Source organism: Kordia antarctica, assembly GCF_009901525.1.
Taxonomy (GTDB): Bacteria; Bacteroidota; Bacteroidia; order Flavobacteriales; family Flavobacteriaceae; genus Kordia; species Kordia antarctica.
This window is the reverse complement of sequence record NZ_CP019288.1, coordinates 883,747-903,481: the sequence shown is the minus strand read 5'-3', so window position 1 is coordinate 903,481 and position 19,735 is coordinate 883,747. Positions and strand designations below refer to the sequence as shown.

Below are 19,735 nucleotides of genomic sequence, written 5' to 3'. Positions count from 1 at the left end.
GCTATGACATTAAAAAAAATAGGCTTCTTATGTGTTGGTTTAAAAGGATGGATTAGTTTAGAAAGAACTAAAAGCTTTTACATAGAAAGTTTAAAAAATACGTGCGAAATAATTTTAATTCATAGTGAAGAAGAATTCTTTGAAAAACTAGACAGTTTTGATATAGTTCTTAATTTCTTTGGAAACCTAGTTTGGGAACACAAAGACAAAATCAAAACACCAGTTATATTTTGCTTACATGGCGGTGCTGTTTTGAATTATAAATTCTTGGTTAACAATGCTGAAAAAGTAAGCGCACACGACTCTTTCATTGTCAATTGTACAAGTGATATAGCAATCTTAAAAGAGGTGTTTGTAATGCCTCCAAATATTCATTTGCTTAGGTTACCAATCAGTAAAGATATAGAACTGAACTATTCTAAAAATGAGTGTAAATCTGTATTTAATATCAATGAGAATACACTATTATTAGGATATGTAGCTCGGATTTTGCCTCAAAAAAATCTACATCATGCAATTCACATATTGAACAAAGTGAAAAATGAAGTTACAAAAGATGTAAAACTTATTGTAATTGGAGACTATTGGGTAGATTATCCAATTTTAAATTGGCAAAAAACAGAAAACGAATATCACACGTATATAAATGAGCTCATAGATTCATATCAACTAAGCGAAAACATACTTCAATTTCAATCAAATCTTAGTAATGATGAATTAACAATGTGTTATGGAGCATTCGATTTTTTAATACATCCCACAAACTCTCTAGATGAAAACTTTGGGTATGCACCAATTGAAGCTATGAAATGTGGGACGCCGGTTATAGGAACTGCGTATGGAGGTTTAAAAGATTCGATTGTACATCAAAAAACTGGTTTCTTATTAGATACATGGAGTACTGAATCGGGAATACGATCAGCATATTACAAAGGAGTAGAATTTATAAAAAAACTCTATGGTGATTCAGCTTTAAAAGAAAAAATAACCAACAATTGCTTAGAAAGAATTGAAGAACACTATTCTTTTAAAAACTGTGCTCAGAATTTAGTTGAAATAGTCAATATTTCTACAAACACTAAAATGTCTACAATTAGTATGACAGGTAATTTAGATTTCTTAACATATAAAGAAAACGAGTATTTGCCAACAGTAAAACCTTCCTGGAATTATTATAAAAAAGTAGCGCAGCTATATTGCAATACTTCCATTGAAAACATAGAATTTTCAAGCACACTTTTTTTGAGAACTTTCAGTAAATTTAGTATTTTAGAAGCGCAAATTATATTTGAAGATCCAACGTGGCCTGCAAAAATTCCATTCAATCCACAAACGGAAGAAATCTTAAAAGCTTGCGAAACCACCACAAACTATAATCAATTAAAAGAGGAATTATCCTTTACATTAGATAATAGCATACTATTTAATTTAATTTCAATCGGAGCTTTAGTAGTTTCTCAACAAAAAACACCATGAATGTAAGTATCATAATCCCTTGGAGCAACAGACCTGACTTGGCAGATAGTTTAGAAAAAAATTATACTAAATTCAATTTTGATCATATAGAAATCATTATTGTCAATTTTGGTGGAAATATTGCTGAGGTTACTCAAATTGTAAATGCATCAGCACTGACTAATATTAAATTAATACATATAGAAAGTGATGTATTCAATAGATCAAAAGCATTAAATATTGGAGCATACAATGCTAAAAATGAAACACTATTTATTTTAGATTGTGATATTGTAATTAGTGATTCCATCGATGAAATTACTGCTGCCTTGAAAGATGAAAATTCATTCTTAACGCTACTAAAAACAACAGAAAGTAACAGGAGTAGTAAGAAAAGAATACAAGGCGAAATAAAAGAAATTGCATACTATATTGGTTTTAAAAACCAAAAAGGGAATGAAGTTTTAGTGGAAACGAACCGAATGTTTTTATCTGAAAATGCAAGAAGTTGTCCAGGCTTGGTTATCTTATCAAAATCTAATTTTGTCAAAATAGGAGGCATGAATACTGACTTAGTAGGTTGGGGTTGGGAAGACGTAGATTTGGTGTATAGATTAGAATATTATGGAATTAAAAGAGTGAAAAAAGGGAATTGTATTCACCTAAGTCATTCCGATAACAAACGATATTTAATAAAAGAAGACAAAGCTACAAATGAAGATTTAAACTTTAAAAAAGCGCTTGCAAACTATTTAATTGGAGACTTTTTAGGAACTTACGAAGAAGATATAGAGGCATTGTGATTTAAAACCATATTGCGTAACAAAAATCAATCTAGATTTCTTTTCTTCAATAATAAAATAACACAAAAAAAAGCTATATTTACTATCGATATACTCAAAAATTATAATTTAGTAGAATACTATAATCCATTGATAAAATAAAATGAAAATCGTACAAATAGATTCTTGCGAAGAAAAACTGAAAGCTCAATTTGAAAAAGTTTTTAAAATGCGTATTCATGATGAAGATGCAATTTATCAAAGCAATGAAGAAATAGAGCGTGAATACTTCAAAACAGGAAGTATATTTTTCGTAAAATACAAAATAAATTATCTGGTAAAAGGCGAACAATGTTTCACAGATCAAATTATTACATTCTTTCACAAAAATGGAGAATTGGCATATTGCTTATTCTATGACAATTTATACGTAGAAGAATATCACAAATTTGATAAAGACGGCGATAAAACTATTGAAGCAATTAGACCCAAGAATACATCAAATTAATAACAAACGCCCCTTATTTTAGTTTTTAAAGTAGGATTTTGAGCAATATATCAATCCCAATTCTCCAATATAGATATTAATTTATGTAGAAAGAATTGAAGAAAGTCTTACTCAAAAAAATTGTGATCGAATCATACATTAATTAAATTCTAAAAATTAGATACAAACACATGAAAGAAAAATTTGCAATCATCCTCTCCGAAATTTTAGAAAATACCATTACTCCAGAAAATATTCCGGAAGATGTTGATCTTATTTCCTATTTTGAAATAACATCACTCAATATGATCTATTTGATGTTAGAAATTGAAAATGTTTTTGATGTTGAAGTTAATTTAGAAGAGGTTGATGTAAAAACATTCTTTACGTATAAATCAATAAAAGAATTTATTGAGCGCGAGCAATCATAAAAGTGACTATAAACAAAGAAGCGAATTATTGCCATTAAAAGTGAAACTCCATGTTTTCTAACCACATAACAAATTTATTAGATAAACACTACATAGCATGCAACCAAAAAGCACGAAACCATATACAAATGAATCATTACAGCGATTTAAAGAGAAAATTGATTTCACTCGAAAATGCTATACGGAACGACTAAAAGATCCTACGTTTGCGACCGAAGTTCCACGTGAAATAGGTTTAAAACTAACCAATAGATGTGATTTGCGTTGCACACATTGTTTTCAATGGAACGATGAAGGTTTTCATAGACAATTAGACAAAAGCGAAGTAAAAGTTCAAGGAGATTTAGACATTAATATTGTCAAAAAACTATTTGAAGAAACACGGCATACAAAATCACATTTCTATTTATGGGGCGGTGAACCAATGATTTATACCTATTGGAATGAGTTGGTGGAACTATTAGCAAACGATCCTAGAGATACAGTAGTTTGCACGAATGGACTATCCATCAAACGAAAAATAGATTCGTTGATAAAAATATCTGATAAACTCACCACTTTGGTTAGTGTAGAAGGATTAGAAGCACAGCACGATAAATTAAGAGGAAAAGGTACTTTTAAAAAGATAATGGACAATGTCGATCATTTGATCGACTTACAAAAAAAAGATGTTTACAAAGGACACATTTCTATTGCAGCGGTATTTAGTGAAGATTTAATTCCGCATTTATATGAATGCTGTGAGTATTTTGAGGAAAAAGGAGTTGATACCTTATACTTTAACTTTCCGTGGTATATTCCAGAAGATGAAGCGCAAATTATGACCGACTATTATGATGAAAATTATTCATGGCTTGAAAAATCACGCATAAAAAGAAAAACATGGGAATCATTTGACTTTCATATAGACATGAGCAAATTGAATGATTTGCTTGCTCAAATTAATAGAATTTTAGATAAAACCTGGAATATTAGAATTCGTTTTCAACCAAATTTGGAATTGCATGAAATTAAAGGATATCTCGAAGGTAAATCTAAAGCGCCTTCATGTAAATCTACATGTTTAGGGATTTCAAATCGTATGGATGTAATGCCATCGGGAAGTGTAGTTTCATGTAAAAAATTCACTGAATTTAAAATGGGGAATCTTCACGCAAATTCCATGAAAGAAGTATGGCATGGAGAAACGTTTAATAAATTTAGAGAAACACATAACAACGAATTAATGCCTATTTGTGCTAAGTGTGAAATATTGTTTTCTAATGGAATGTAGTTATGAATTTGTATGATTTTATAGAAAAAATTATTCTTTGCTAGATGTAATAAAAAAAGTCAATATACAAGAATGAACCATCAAGTAATATATATGGATATAAAATTTTCAATCTTTTAGGAATTTCACGTGATTCAATTTTTGAAGAAAAAACATTGACAAATATATTCATATCAAAACATAAAAACATTGTCCTTCAGAATATTATGTTCTATAAAGACAATATTTTTCGTTACTTTTTTTAGAACTTTTACCTCATTGGAGATATAGTAGTAGTTAGAGCCTAAAAAAGTAAAAATTAGAAAATAATCGAGCTTCCTGTTGTATGCTATAACAAGAAAATAAACCTTTAACAAAGTGTTTTGATCAAACAAATCTATTTTTCTAGTAGCTTTTTTTCTAAAAAACAGCTATATTTGTTTTAATAAATTCTTATAATTATGAAAAATAAAAAAAATGAAAAAACTTTAAAATTCACAAAAACTAAGGTTTTAAAGTTTTACCAGATCGAAACACTTTTTGGTGGATTAGCTAACAGTGGATGTACATGCCCTACTGAAAAACCTGTTAAAGTAGCACCTAGACAACCCCAAGGTTAAGAATTGAGTACAATTTAGAAAAATAAAATTGCTACACTATAAATATTTATAGTGTAGCAATTTTGTTTTTAATAGATGTGGGTATAATAATATGGGGTTGAAGTAAAAGCTCTGGGATACAGATTTAAAGAAATGGGAGTATCATAGTAGCATACCATTTTGATTCAGGAGAATGGAATCGATATAATGATTCTGCTGAAGATATTCAAAGTAATAGTGTCTGGTTTAGATTCCTTAGAAGAGGAGTTCATCACTTAAACAGAAAGTTAATTCGTCAAGCATTCAATAATTACATTTTTCATTTCAGAAGACACATTCTTTTCTATATTCTTAACTCGCTCAATAAACCTCGTACTAACATTTAATTTTAATGTAAATTCCCTTATGGTTAAGTCATGCTCAATGCGATATAATAAAATCAAATTAGAAAGAGAAGTTGTACCATTATCCCAATAGTTATATCCCAAATACTCAACAACCTTTTTTCTATTTCGTATATGAGGAATATATTGATTCCATTCCCAGTTTTGGTAGAAATCTTTCAATACTCCGAAGTAATTAGCCGTTTCCTGTTGTGTCCATTCTAGGACTAAGTGACGGCGTTTTAGTTCAGCACCGAGGCTTTTGTCATGTTCGCTTGGAAGTACTAAATAAGAAGGTTTTTCAGCTTTTATTTTAATGTTACAAATGGGCAACGTACCACTTCAGACGTTGCATTAGTTGGCGGCGGAAGTTATCCGCAACCTGGTGTATTATTTTTAGATGAATTGCCAGAATTCAAACGCAGTATCTTAGAAGTCATGCGACAACCTTTGGAAGACCGAGAAGTCACGATTTCCAGAGCGCGATTTACCATGACATATCCAAGTAGTTTCATGTTGGTGGCTAGTATGAATCCAAGTCCAAGCGGGTTTTTCAACGATCCAAACTCGCCTATGGGAGCTTCGGCAATGGAAATGCATCGCTATATGGGAAAATTTCTGGTCCTTTACTAGATCGAATTGATATTCATATAGAAGTCACACCAGTTCCTTTTGAAAAACTTTCGGAAGAACGCAAAGGTGAATCGAGTGACGTTATTCGCCAACGCGTAATCAAAGCACGGGAAATTCAAACAGAACGTTTCAAAGATTCTGAAATTCTGCATTATAATGCGCAAATGAATACCAAACAAATTCGATTGTATTGCAAATTGAACAAACAAGCATTAAATCTTCTCAAAAATGCTATGGAACGTTTAAATTTATCTGCAAGAGCGTACGACCGAATTCTAAAAGTAGCAAGAACCATTGCTGATTTAGGGCAACAAAAAGACATTATACCAGATCATATTGCGGAAGTCATCCAATACAGAAGTTTGGACAGAGAAGGTTGGTTGGGATAATACTGAATTGAAGTCTATTATAAGGTGTCAAGTTTACCATAATTTAGTGTCAAAAACTCACAAACGAGAATCGTTATTATAATTTTTCATATAATATATAATGCTTCTTTTGAGTATATCTTAACATTATACAGGTCATCTCTTACTAAGAACGCCTCATTTTATTAGTAAAAAATAAGCAATGGTAACGTTATAAAAAAAGCTCTAAAGTAAAGTTGAACTAATAATATATTTTAATTCTTTGGAATATATCTATTTAAAACATCTTCAATATATATGAGATTAAAGCATTGAAAAAACACATTCAAAATCAACTAATAGTGTTCTAATACTTTCGATGACTGTTATTTTTAAGTAAATCAAACTTCAAAATATTGCGTCGTATTTCATGAAAAAATAATTACTTTCTTCATAATTTCCTTTCTTGATGTTTCATTAAAGAATTGAATCTACGTTATTGTAAGTAAAATATTATTTGAGCATGTTGACATTACGTTAAATAGATATAAATTATTTTCATATCTTATTGTAATGTAAGTTTTTACAATTTTTCATAAAAAAAACGAGATAAAAATATCAATTAGATAAAAAAAATATTATCATTGTAGAGAGTAGATGGAAGTATTGTTCAATAGCATAATCCTTTTTTAGGAGAACAATAGTCTTACTCATATAGTTATTCCCCACCCCTATATTTCAATAAAAAAGCACCTCATGTGACTGAGGGAAGCGAAGCTGTGTTGCTATTTGAACTAATTTAAATAGTAAACAATGAGAAATTTGTATAATGGGTGGCATGTCTTGTATGTAAAATCGAGACATGAAAAAAAGGTCTATGACTTCCTCTCGGAACTGTCATTAGAAGCCTATCTTCCATTAATAAAAACGATAAAAAAGTGGAGTGATAGAAAAAAGGTTGTACATGAACCTTTATTTCCTTCATACGTTTTTGTAAACCTTACATCTTCCTTAGATTTTCATAAAGCCTTCTCTGTGAGTGGGGCGTGCGCGTATATTCGTTTTGGTAAAGAATATGCAATAGTAACAGATAAAGAAGTCAATCAAATTAAACTTTTGATTGGATCTAAAGATGTTACAGATGTTGTAATGGGTACGCAACTTCCAAAAGTTGGTGAAATTAAAAAAATTAATTACGGCGCGTTAAGCGGATTAAATTGCGAAGTGCTTAAAGTGGGTAACGTCAATAAAATTATTGTACAAATAGAGTCATTACAGCAAAATATTACTGCAAGTATACCTTCGTATTACTTTGAAGGAGAATAAATGATTATTTTTTCTAATGTATTTAGATTTAGGTTAATGAAAAAAATTGACTGTAGTTACTGCTTGTTAAATAGGAGTTGAATTATGTGTTAATTTAATAAAAATACATAAAAGAGATTCAATTATTGCTGCGGATATCGATGATACTAAAAATCATTTTTTTTGTTTTTAACAAAAGACAGCTGATTTTAAAAACTTCCGAATTGAGAATGAAATTAAACCTTTGCTAGGAGATAAAAATATTACAGGCATTCTAAATTAAAACACTAGAACATATTATTAACAAGAAACTGTCTTAACTTTTTGACAGACATCAGAAGAAGTCTAAGACTTCTGCAATTGCAAAACACACACATCAATTTCTATATATAATGAATAGAATAGAGCACAAGATCATAACCGATTATTGGTTAAAGAAAATGCGAATGTATGAGCAAAAAGATCATGTAGATCTAGTTGCGCATGCAAGTTATTCCATTGCTATTGGAAAAGATGAGATTCCTTATTTTTCCAAATTAACTAATGAAAAAGAAATAGTAGAATTTACTGTTCTTCTAACAATATTTGGTATTCTTTTAAAGCGACACTTTGATGAATGTCATTTGGTGTTTTCAAAACTACAGCAAGAACAAAATTCTGAAGTGTTATTTGTTTTGGATACTATTCAAAAAGAGTCTTTTAAGTCATATTTAAACAGCATAAAGAAAGAAGTACAGGAAACATACAAACATGCTCTTTACAATAAAAAACATGTGGAAACATTGTTGAGAGTAGAAAAAATAGAAGACTATTCTTCATTTGGTTTTATGTACTCACATCAAAATCAGCCAAAAAAATATCAGCTTCCTTTTCAGTTTTCAATATGTAAAAAAGAAAATTCGTATCAATTGACGTTGGCGTATAATGAAGATTTTATAGAACAACATGTTGCAGAAAATTTTGTAAACATATTCAAATTATGGTTAGTAAATCTAGAAGATCATATTTCGCAAAATATTGCTGAAATTCCTATCCTAACAGCTGGTGTAAAAGATAAATTATTATTTGAATTCAATGATGTCAATGAAAATCATGGAGGTTCTCCAACAATCATTGATCTTTTTGAAAAACAAGTAGCTAAAACTCCAAAAGCAATTGCTTTAACGTATCAAGATAAGGAGTTTTCATATGAAGACATTGAAAAACATGCCAATCAATTTGCACGTTACTTAATAGAAGTCAAAGGAATCAAATCGAATGACTTTGTTGGAGTCAAATTAGAAAGAACAGAACATTTAGTTATTGCGATATTGTCAGTGCTTAAAGCAGGCGCGACATATGTTCCTATTGATGTAAATTATCCAGAAGAACGTATTACCTACATAGAAAATGATAGTAATTGTGTATTTGTTATAGATGCTGAGAAACTATTAGAATTTTCTGAAATCAAAAATAATTATTTAAATACAAAAGTTGCTATCAATACGATAGCAAATGATTTAGCATACATTATATATACGTCAGGAACTACGGGGAATCCAAAAGGTGTAATGATTACACATTCAAATGCTGTACAAATGATTTTTTGGGCACAAAACGAATTTGATCTTGCTATTTTTGACGTCGTGTTCGCAGCAACTTCACATTGTTTTGACCTTTCAGTATTTGAAATGTTTTATACACTTTCTGTTGGAAAGAAAATAAGAGTCCTCAAAGATGCATTAGCAATTGCTGAATATTTACCAAAAGAAGAGAAAATACTTCTCAATACAGTTCCGTCAGCAATGCGAACAATTATTGACGGTGGATCTGATCTAAATAATGTTGTTGTCATAAATTTAGCCGGAGAACCATTTCCATTAGATATTGCTAGCAAGCTAACTAAAACCAATATCATTGTTAAAAATTTATACGGTCCATCAGAAGATACAACGTATAGTACAGCATATACATTACAAAACAAACCGTATAAAACCATTCCAATTGGAAAGCCTATTACAAATACGCAAGCATATATTTTAGATGAAAATTTAAAATTATTGCCAATCGGAGTTATTGGAAAACTATATTTAGCAGGAGCAGGAATTACGAAAGGATATTTAAATCGTCCAGAACTTACAGATGAAAAATACATTCAAAACCCATTTGCAACTGAAACACGCATGTATGATACTGGCGATTTGGCAAGATGGTGTCCAGATGGAAATATAGAATTTTTTGGAAGAAAAGATCATCAAGTAAAATTAAGAGGTTATCGTATAGAATTAGGAGAAATTGAAAATGATATTCTTCAATTCTCTGAAGAAATGTTAGGTGCTGTTGCTGCAGTAAAAACAGTGAAAAATGTACAAGTATTAGTAGGATATTATGCTTCTTTAATCAACATTGACAAATCAAAATTACGTGATTATTTAGCGGAAAAGTTGCCAGCATATATGATTCCTACTTATTTTATGCGACTCAAGGAAATTCCGCTGACGCCAAATGGTAAAGTAAACCGCAAGGCATTGCCTGACGTTTCACTGACAGGAATCATCAAAAAAGAGTTTGTTGCGCCAAGAAATACCGTTGAAGAAGAATTGGTTACAATCTGGCAAGAAGTTATTGGCGTATCACAAATTGGAATAAAAGATAATTTCTTTGAATTAGGTGGACACAGTTTAATGATTGCGCAAATCATTAACCGAATTTCTAAAGAAATGTGTATGAATGTACGTTACAAAACATTCCATACGCATCCAACTATTGAAGGAATTAGCAATGCTTTAGAAGAAGAACAATACACAGCAATTGAAACTTTTAATCTAGAAAAATATCCTGTAACAGCTTCGCAACATCGTTTATGGATGTTGAGTCAGTTGGAAGGCGGAATAGATGCATATAATATTACAGGAGCTTTACGATTAAAAGGAACGCTTCATATTGAAAACTTTGAAAAAGCGTTCAATCTTGTCATTGATCGTCATGAAATATTGCGCACTTATTTTGATACAGATTCAGAAGGAACATTGAGACAATACAGCATTCCAACAGAAGATTTTAATTTTAAAATATCTTTTAAAGATGTTTCAAACTCAGAAAATGCACTTCAAAAAGCAAATCAATACATAGATCATCAAATTACACAAGGATTTTCGTTATCCAAAGCACCATTAATAAGTGCTTCTTTAGTAAAAATCGAAAATAATGATGTGATCTTCTTTATTGCAATGCATCATATTATAAGTGATGGTTGGTCATTAGAAATATTTACATCAGAAGTATTACAGAACTACGAAAAGCTTCAGGCAAATACAGATATAATAACAGAAAAATTACGGATACAATTCAAAGATTATGCAGTTTGGTTAGATAAAAATGATACATCTGAAGCATTTAAAAATGCAAAAACATATTGGATGAAACAATTTGAAGGAGAATTGCCAATCCTTCAATTACCAAGTTATACAAAGCGTCCGACAACAAAAACCTATGCAGGAAATTACATAGAAGAGTCTTTCTCTGAAAATACATTAGTTCAGCTCAAAAACTTTTCTCAAAAGCATCAAGTTACATTGTTTATGACGTTAATGGCAGCGGTTAAAACGTTGTTGTCAAGATATAGCAATCAACAAGATATTATCGTTGGAACGCCAATTGCAGGAAGAGCGCATCCAGATTTGGAAAATCAATTGGGATTGTATTTAAATACGCTAGCAATTAGAACGTCTTTTGAAGAAGACAGTACTTTTAGTGACTTATTAAACAAAGAAAAACAGTTATTATTAGATGCGTATAATTATCAAAATTATCCTTTTGATCAACTAATAGAGCAATTACAACTTAAAAGAGATACTTCAAGATCGCCATTATTTGATGTAATGGTTGTATTGCAAAATCAGCAACAATCTGGTTTAAATACGATTAACGATATCGAAAACCTTTCTGTGGCAACGCATGAAATTACAAGAAATACAGCACAATTTGACATTGCATTCACGTTTTCAGAAAATGACAGATTGCAACTAGGAATACAGTACAATACAGATATTTACGATGAAAATTTTATTAAACATATTTTCATTCATTTAGAAAACATATTCAATCAAATAACTGCAACACCAGAAATAACACTTTCAAGTATAGATCTTACATCGGATGCCGAAAAAGAAGTATTACTTCATGTGTTTAACGCAACTGACAATATTATTCTAGATGAAGTTACGGTACTAGATTTATTTAAAGAACAAGTACTAAAATCGCCAAACGCGCTGGCAATTCAATGTGAAGGAAGAAAGATTACGTATGCAGAATTGGATGCGAAATCGAATGAATTGGCAAATTACATTCTCCAAAAAATAAATATTGCACCCAAAACGTTTGTTGCAATTCAACTAGAAAGAACAGAAAAATTGATCATTGCTGAATTGGCAATTCTAAAAACAGGAGCAGCGTATGTACCAATAGATATGGAATATCCACAGAATAGAGTGGATTATATTTTAAAGGATAGTAATGCAAAATTGAACGTTAACAATCAGTTTTTGATTGATTTTGAAAAGACTAAAAAAGACGCCAATCCTATTCAGAATTCTATTTTTAATGAACAATTAGCCTACTTAATCTATACGTCTGGTTCTACGGGAAAACCAAAAGGTGTGATGATTTCACATAAAAGCTTACTAAATCTGTGTTTTTGGCATCAACGAACACACAATGTGACATCGAAAAGTAATGCAACTCTTTTTGCAGGAATTGGGTTTGATGCTTCGGTTCTGGAAATCTATCCATACCTTATTTCAGGAGCTACATTATTTCCAATTCAAAAAGACGAAATTCGATTTGATATTTCGAAACTAGCAGCATTTTTCAAAGAAAATACAATCACACATGCGTACGTGCCAACGAGAGTTTGTCAAGACCTTATTGAGCAAGAAATAGAAGAACTACACACTAATATATTTACTGGCGGAGAAGCATTATCGTATTCAAAACCAACATCATTGCGTGTGTTTAATTATTATGGACCAACAGAAAGTACCGTAGTTGCTACATATTACAATTGTCAGGAAAAAGAAGTAGAAAATATACCTATTGGAAAACCTGTTGATAACACTAAAATATACATTTTAACAAAAGAAAATTCACTGCAACCTTTAGGAATTATTGGCGAATTGTGTATTTCAGGAGAAGGATTAGCGCAAGGTTATTTGAATAGTCCAGAATTAACTGCTGAAAAATTTGTTCCGCATCCAATAGAGAAAGGAAAACGATTATATAAAACAGGCGATTTAGCACGTTGGTTACCGAATGGAAATATAGAATTTGCAGGTAGAAAAGATACACAAATCAAAATTAGAGGTTTCCGTATTGAACTTGGCGAAATAGAGCAATCAATCAGAAACTACGCGAAAACCATAAGTCAAGTTCTCGTAATTGCGAAAGACATTCAAGGAGAAAAAAGGTTAATAGCATATTACATTTCATCGCAAGCAATTGAAAGTGAAAATCTCATCAAGTATTTAAAAGAAGAGATTCCTTCATACATGATTCCTCAATATTTTAAACAACTTGAATCAATTCCATTAACAGCAAATGGAAAAGTTGCTGTAAAAAAGCTTCCAGAAATTTCTAGCGAAGACGGAATCTTAAAAGCATATGTTGCGCCAACAAATGACATAGAAAAAAGCATTGCAGCAATTTGGGAGAAACTATTAGGACAAGAAAAAATAGGAGTTGATAATGACTTTTTTGAATTAGGCGGACATAGTTTATTACTGACCAAATTGTTAAACGCGTATCACAAAACGTTTAACGTTGCATTGCAACTCAAAGACGTATACGTACATACAAAATTGAAGCAACATGCTACCTTAATATCAGGTTTTGAAAAAACACAATACCAAGAAATTCCTAAACTTGCAACACAAGAACTTTACGAATTATCTCCGACACAAATGCGGTATTGGATGATTCACAAAATTCGAGGAAAATCGAGAGAGTTTAACATATTTACTACGTTTAACTTACCTGAGAATTTTGATATAACACTATTCAATGAAGCATTCAATGAAGTTTTAAAACGTCATGAAATCTTAAGAACTGTATATGTAGAATCTATTGGAAAAGCATCTCAAAAAATCATTTCGCATCAACTAGAAAAAATACCAACATACGCAACTTCAAACATTGCAAAAGAACAAGTTTTTCATCATGAATTTGATTTAGAATCATATCCATTATTCAAAACAGGAATTGTAACAGAAAATGGCGCATCTCAATTATTTTTCAACATTCATCATAGTATATGTGATGGTTGGTCTATGAATATTATTGTAAATGATGTCATGGAAATATATCATGCTAAAAAATCAAACACAAAGCCAAACATTAGCGAATTAAGTATTCAATACAAAGACTATGCAGCTTGGCAAAATAGTACAATGCTTTCAACTCAATTTGAGCAACAAGCAAACTATTGGAAAACAAAATTGAATGGCGATTTACCATATTTACAATTGCCTTATGATTTTAATACCAAAGTAAAAACTGCAAACACAAAAGCAGCGTATCATACAATTGCTATTGATGAAAAACTAAAACAAAAAATAGAAAAACTAGCAACAAAACATAACACAAGTGTCTTTACCATATTTGTTGCAACACTAAAAATTGTATTGAATAGACTAACATCTGAAAATGATATCATTATTGGAATTCCAGCGGCTAACAGAACTCACGAGCAACTAAAAGATGTTGTTGGTTGTTTTCTAAATACGTTGATGCTACGCGATACAATTGACAAAACTGGTACGTTTTCTAGCTTTCTGCAAAATGTGAACACAACAGTAATAGATGCGTTAGGAAATCAAAACTACTCTTTTGAACAATTGCTTGAAGAATTACATATACCAAAAGATTACAGCCGTTTCCCAATAAGTTCCGTATTTCTAAACATGTTAGACTTTGAAGCAAAAACGTTAGATACAATTACAAATTTTGAATCTGAACAAGGAGAAATAGAAGCTTCTCCAAAATTTGATTTTGAATGTTACATAAAAACTTTTCAAAACGGATTTACCATAAGAAGCGTATACAATAGCGAATATTTCAAAAAGGAAACTATTGTGTATTGGATGAATGAATTGGTGACTACATTAACACAAGTAGTAGAAAACCCTGCAACAATTATCAATGCGATTGACATATTTAACACACCTATACTTTCCGAACCAACTGTAAGACCAACAAACAACTTTACGTTTTTTGAAGCTACAGAAGTAACACAAAATATTGCGGCACGATTTGAAAACCAAGTTGAAAAATATCCAAACAATATTGCGGTTCACTGTAAAGACAAAAATATCAGTTACCGTAGTTTAAATAATTATGCGAATCAACTTGCGCAACACATACTTACCAACGTAACCAATAAAACCAAACGTATTGCATTACTATTAGGACATGATGAAAGATGTGTAATTGGAATGTTGGGTGTTTTAAAATCTGGTTACGGATATGTACCAATTGACATTAACAATCCAACAAACAGAATTGAATACATACTACAAGATTCTGATTGTAATGTGATCATTTGTAGCGATGACACACAAGAAAAAGCATTGCAATTACAAGCAATACAACCTGAATTGCGCATACTTACACTCTCAAAAAATCAGGAAGAAGTAGCAACAGCAAATCTGAATAAGTCAATTGCACCACAAACAGAAGCGTATGTTTTATACACTTCAGGATCAACAGGAATGCCAAAAGGTGTACTTCAAATTCAGAAAAACGTATTGCATTACATTCGTGTATACACCAACGAAGTACACATTTCTGAAAATGACAAACTAAGTGTATTCTCAACATATACATTTGATGCTTCTGTAAAAGATATCTACGGAGCCATCTTAAACGGTGCAACAGTATGTATTTATGATATTATCGAAAATGGATTACAACAATTACCAACTTGGTTAGCATTACAGAAAGTTACCATCATACACATGGTGCCAACGTTGTACAGGCATTTCATAAAAAGTTTACCAAAAGAAGAAAAAATACATACGGTTAGGCTGTTAGATTTAGGAGGAGAAGCTTGTTACAAATCGGATGTTGAACTTTTCAAAGAATATTTTCCAAAAGATGCATTTCTTATAAATGATTATGGTCCGACGGAAGCTACAATTGTTTCTCAAAAATTTGTGACGAACAACACAGAAATCACACGAAACAATTTGTCACTTGGAAAGCCAGTAACGGAAACAGAAGTGTTCATTTGGGATGAAGCCAATCATGAACTTGGAATCTATCAAGAAGGAGAAATTGTTTTTAAAAGCGAATATCTATCGTTGGGTTATCTCAATAAAGAAGAACAGACTAAAAAAGTATTTCTCGCTTCCGCAGATGGAAAAAGCCGCATCTACAAATCAGGAGATATCGGAAGAAAGCTTCCAAATGGAGAAATTGAATTCTTAAACCGAAGAGATTCACAAGTAAAACTCAACGGACAACGTATTGAGCTTTCAGAAATAGAATACCAACTAGAACAGCTTGAAAACATAAAACAAGTAGTTGTATTGGTGAATACTATCAACGAAACGGAATACTTAACGGCATATGTGCAAACTGTACAAACGATTACGATTACCGCAGAAGACATTAAGCGATTGCTAAACGAGCAACTGCCAAACTATATGATTCCTTCTATTTTTATGTTTATGGACGAGTTTCCACTAACTAGAACTGGAAAAATTAGCAGAAAAGAACTTCCGCTTCCAGAGCTTTCAAACTTAAAAACAAAAGAATATATAGCACCAGAAAACGAAACAGAACAAACAATAGTAAATATCATAGCTGAGGCATTATCCATTCCGTCAAAAGAAATTGGAATACATGACAGTTTCTTTGAATTGGGCGCAACTTCAATAAAAATACTAGAATTGACAAATCTTGTCAATCAAAAATTAGAAACAAAATTACGACCTATTGATTTTTTCCAATCGCCAAGTGTACACGCGATCACAAATAAAATTATTCATAATGATTCAAACATTGTGGACAAGGTAGAAGAAGACTTATCAGAAAAAGTAGATGAACTACTCGATCTAATCTAAGATTCATGGACAAAAAAATAAACAAAAAAGATATTGCTATTATTGGAATGTCTGGAGCATTTCCAGGAAGTGAATCTATTGCTGACCTATGGAATAATATTTTGGATGGTAAAGAGCTCATTCATTTCTATTCTGATGAAGAATTAAAAACGTTTGGAATTGAAACAAAAGAAGCCAATAAAATATATGCAGATGCTTTTATGCCAAATTCTGAAACCTTTGATTATTCTTTCTTTGGTTTTACAAAAGAGGAAGCAATTTATATGGATCCGCAAACACGAAAATTCTTTGAAATTGCATGGTCAGCCATAGAAAACTCAGGGTATGACATTGCGAGAACTGACAAAAAAATTGGCGTTTTTGCAGCAGCAAGTGATAACATAAACTGGAGAGCTTTTGCAAACTTTTCCAAAACAAAAACGCTCAATCCGTTTTATCTCGGACAAATATCTAATAAGAATTATCTAAACACATTACTTTCTTATAAACTTGATTTAAAAGGACCAAGTTACAACATCAATACAGCGTGTTCAAGTTCATTAGTAGCAGTGCATTTAGCATGCAGACATTTACTTTTGCGAGAATGTTCAATGGCAATTGCTGGTGGCGTTAGAATTACAACAACACAAGAACGTGGTTATGAATACCAAGAAGGTATGATTTTGTCTAAAGATGGACATTGTCGCGCTTTTGATGCAGAAGCAACAGGAGCCGTTTTTGGAGAAGGCGCTGGCGTAGTTGTGTTGAAAAGATTAGAAGATGCGTATGCAGATAACGATCATATATATGCAGTTATAAAAGCATCAAGTACAAACAATGATGGCGCAAACAAAAACGGATTTACTGCGCCAGGTGTTGAAGGACAATACAATTGTATTCGTCAAGCGCACAAATTTGCAGGAATTGAGCCAGATTCAATTTCGTTTATTGAATCGCACGGAACAGGAACAAACTTAGGTGACGGAATAGAAATTGAAGCACTCAATCTAGCTTTTGAGTCCAAGAACAATAAAACGTGTGCAATAGGAAGTATCAAAACGAACGTTGGACATTTAGATGCTGCATCAGGTGTTACAGGACTTATCAAAGCAGCATTAACGATAAAAAATAGAAAATTTCCGCCAAGTTTACATTTCGAACAGCCAAATCAAAATATAAGATTTGAAGATGGTCCTTTTTATGTAAACACAACAACCGCAACCTTAGAAAATAAAGACATCTTACGTGGCGCGGTAAGTTCATTTGGAATGGGCGGAACAAATGCGCATGTAATTGTAGAAGAAGCGCCAAGCTACGAAACAAGAATGACTAAACGTTCTTCGGTAGATTTCTTGCCATTTTCTGCAAAATCCTTGAAAACGCTAGAGAAATACGAACAAAACATTCAAGCATTTATCAATTCGGGAACGGAAAACGTTTCGGATCTTTGTTACACATTCAAAACAGGAAGAAAGCAACTAAATCATAGAGGATTTTTTCTGGTAGACGGAACTAATATAGTAAGCAGTCAATTAGCATCTGAACCTAAAAAATACGATTCCGTTACATTCTTATTTACAGGACAAGGCTCGCAATTCTCAAAAATGAGCGAATCTTTCTATACAACAGTACCATATTATAAAGAATGGATTGACAAAGGTTTAACTATTTTAAACCAAATTGACGGAACCGATTATAGAGATATATTATTCAATACGAATGCTGAAATTCACGATACAAAATATGCGCAACCTTTACTATTCTTGGTAGAATATGCGTTGGCAAAAACATTTATGCATTGGGGAATTGTTCCAAATAGAATGATTGGACACAGTTTAGGAGAATATGTAGCAGCAGCCATTAGTGAAGTATTTACTTTTGAAGAAGCACTAGCGCTCATTATAAAAAGAGCAACACTCATGAATAGTGCAAAAAGCGGAAGTATGTTAGCTGCATTAGGAGATATAGACACGCTCACTAAATTAATGCCAGCACACATTGACATTGCCGCAATAAACACCAATAATAGCATTGTTTTTTCAGGAAATACGAAAGTTTTAAATGGTTTTGAAGAAACGCTAAAAGCGAACGATGTTAAAACAAAACAATTAAAAACATCACATGCATTTCATTCTGAAAGTATGGACAGCATTCTTAATGACTTTAAAAAGGCTTTAGAAAATATCACTTTACAAGAGCCTAAAATCCCGTACATATCCAACAGTACAGGAACATATATAAAGCCAGAAGAAGCTACATCTGTCGATTATTGGGTTTCACATATAAGAAATACAGTAAACTTTAAAGACGGAATTAATACGTTATTACGTGATGAAGATGCTGTATATGTTGAAATTGGTATTGGAAATACATTAATCAACATGGTAAAAGAGCAAAGTGAAAAGAAAATTTCTGGCTTTTCTACACTTGCTAATCAAAATGATACTGACAACGATCAACTAAAAATACAATATACACTTGGGCAATTGTGGCTTGGCGGCATTGATATATTTTGGGATAACTATTATAAAGATAGTGTTCACTACAAAGTTCCTGCGCCAACGTATCCTTTTGAAAAAACAGTTTTTCCAGTAAAAGTAAATCCAATGGAAAAGCAATCGTTCAATCTTTCAATTGTTGAACATGAATTTCAGGTTGATGACAGTACGAATCAAAAAGAAAACGAAAAAAGTATTGTAAAGCCGCAAAATGAAGTACAAGAAAAATTGGTTAGCATTTGGCAAGATTTCTTTGAAGCCAAGCAAATTAGTATTGATGATGATTATTTTGAATTAGGCGGAAGCAGCCTTCAAGCCGTAGTTATTGTCAATAGAATAAACGAAGCGTTCGATACAAATTTATCAATACAAAATTTATACAATTATTTGACCATTAGAGATTTATCAAAGCTTCTTTTATTATCGCTACAACAAAATAAACCTTCCGAAGAAACTCAGGAAAGTGATCAATTTGTGATTTAATAA

The 19,735-nt window shown here is 31.5% G+C and carries 10 protein-coding genes and 1 pseudogene; 10 read left to right on the top strand and 1 reads right to left on the bottom strand.

Going from position 1 to position 19,735, the window contains the following annotated elements; all coding sequences use genetic code 11:
- Nucleotides 1–3 precede the first annotated feature (3 nt).
- From IMCC3317_RS03720 to IMCC3317_RS03695, 6 genes are all read left to right on the top strand, one after another.
- On the top strand, nucleotides 4–1,476 hold the full coding sequence (locus tag IMCC3317_RS03720) for a glycosyltransferase family 4 protein (RefSeq protein WP_160128163.1): 1,473 nt from the start codon (nucleotides 4–6) through the stop codon (nucleotides 1,474–1,476).
- Nucleotides 1,473–2,258, top strand: coding sequence for a galactosyltransferase-related protein (locus IMCC3317_RS03715; RefSeq protein WP_160128162.1), 786 nt, complete (start codon nucleotides 1,473–1,475; stop codon nucleotides 2,256–2,258). Before IMCC3317_RS03720 ends, IMCC3317_RS03715 begins: the two co-directional genes overlap by 4 nt.
- A 142-nt stretch (nucleotides 2,259–2,400) precedes the next feature.
- Nucleotides 2,401–2,745: a hypothetical protein gene (locus tag IMCC3317_RS03710; RefSeq protein ID WP_160128161.1), complete on the top strand. Its 345-nt coding sequence runs from the start codon at nucleotides 2,401–2,403 to the stop codon at nucleotides 2,743–2,745.
- Between the two features lie 170 nt (nucleotides 2,746–2,915).
- Entirely contained in the window at nucleotides 2,916–3,155 is a 240-nt protein-coding gene (locus tag IMCC3317_RS03705) for a phosphopantetheine-binding protein (RefSeq protein WP_160128160.1), read from the top strand.
- Between the two features lie 97 nt (nucleotides 3,156–3,252).
- Nucleotides 3,253–4,428, top strand: coding sequence for a radical SAM/SPASM domain-containing protein (locus tag IMCC3317_RS03700; protein WP_160128159.1), 1,176 nt, complete (start codon nucleotides 3,253–3,255; stop codon nucleotides 4,426–4,428).
- A gap of 440 nt (nucleotides 4,429–4,868) precedes the next feature.
- Nucleotides 4,869–5,027: a hypothetical protein gene (locus IMCC3317_RS03695; protein ID WP_160128158.1), complete on the top strand. Its 159-nt coding sequence runs from the start codon at nucleotides 4,869–4,871 to the stop codon at nucleotides 5,025–5,027.
- A gap of 266 nt (nucleotides 5,028–5,293) precedes the next feature.
- On the opposite strand, the gene IMCC3317_RS03690 is transcribed toward IMCC3317_RS03695, so the two are convergent.
- Entirely contained in the window at nucleotides 5,294–5,722 is a 429-nt protein-coding gene (locus IMCC3317_RS03690; RefSeq protein ID WP_160128157.1) for a hypothetical protein, read from the bottom strand.
- A 3-nt stretch (nucleotides 5,723–5,725) separates the two neighbouring features.
- Here IMCC3317_RS03690 and IMCC3317_RS03685 point away from each other — a divergent pair.
- The 4 genes and pseudogenes from IMCC3317_RS03685 to IMCC3317_RS03670 all read left to right on the top strand — a co-directional run.
- Nucleotides 5,726–6,411: pseudogene (locus IMCC3317_RS03685) on the top strand (ATP-binding protein); the annotation flags it as partial.
- 771 nt (nucleotides 6,412–7,182) lie between these two features.
- Complete coding sequence (locus IMCC3317_RS03680) at nucleotides 7,183–7,695, top strand: UpxY family transcription antiterminator (RefSeq protein WP_160128156.1); 513 nt, start codon at nucleotides 7,183–7,185, stop codon at nucleotides 7,693–7,695.
- A gap of 371 nt (nucleotides 7,696–8,066) precedes the next feature.
- Nucleotides 8,067–16,772, top strand: a complete 8,706-nt coding sequence (locus tag IMCC3317_RS03675; RefSeq protein ID WP_160128155.1) for a non-ribosomal peptide synthetase — start codon at nucleotides 8,067–8,069, stop codon at nucleotides 16,770–16,772.
- A 5-nt stretch (nucleotides 16,773–16,777) separates the two neighbouring features.
- Nucleotides 16,778–19,732 carry a type I polyketide synthase gene (locus IMCC3317_RS03670; protein ID WP_160128154.1) on the top strand — a complete coding sequence of 985 codons (2,955 nt, stop codon included), beginning with the start codon at nucleotides 16,778–16,780 and terminating at the stop codon, nucleotides 19,730–19,732.
- Nucleotides 19,733–19,735: the final 3 nt, after the last annotated feature.

Bases quoted from the DNA above. Each gene is read 5' to 3' on its own strand.
- IMCC3317_RS03700 (WP_160128159.1), top strand. From the start codon at position 3,253: ATGCAACCAAAAAGCACGAAACCATATACAAATGAATCATTACAGCGA.
- IMCC3317_RS03715 (WP_160128162.1), top strand. From the start codon at position 1,473: ATGAATGTAAGTATCATAATCCCTTGGAGCAACAGACCTGACTTGGCA.
- IMCC3317_RS03670 (WP_160128154.1), top strand. From the start codon at position 16,778: ATGGACAAAAAAATAAACAAAAAAGATATTGCTATTATTGGAATGTCT.
- IMCC3317_RS03695 (WP_160128158.1), top strand. From the start codon at position 4,869: ATGAAAAATAAAAAAAATGAAAAAACTTTAAAATTCACAAAAACTAAG.
- IMCC3317_RS03675 (WP_160128155.1), top strand. From the start codon at position 8,067: ATGAATAGAATAGAGCACAAGATCATAACCGATTATTGGTTAAAGAAA.
- IMCC3317_RS03710 (WP_160128161.1), top strand. From the start codon at position 2,401: ATGAAAATCGTACAAATAGATTCTTGCGAAGAAAAACTGAAAGCTCAA.
- IMCC3317_RS03705 (WP_160128160.1), top strand. From the start codon at position 2,916: ATGAAAGAAAAATTTGCAATCATCCTCTCCGAAATTTTAGAAAATACC.
- IMCC3317_RS03680 (WP_160128156.1), top strand. From the start codon at position 7,183: ATGAGAAATTTGTATAATGGGTGGCATGTCTTGTATGTAAAATCGAGA.
- IMCC3317_RS03720 (WP_160128163.1), top strand. From the start codon at position 4: ATGACATTAAAAAAAATAGGCTTCTTATGTGTTGGTTTAAAAGGATGG.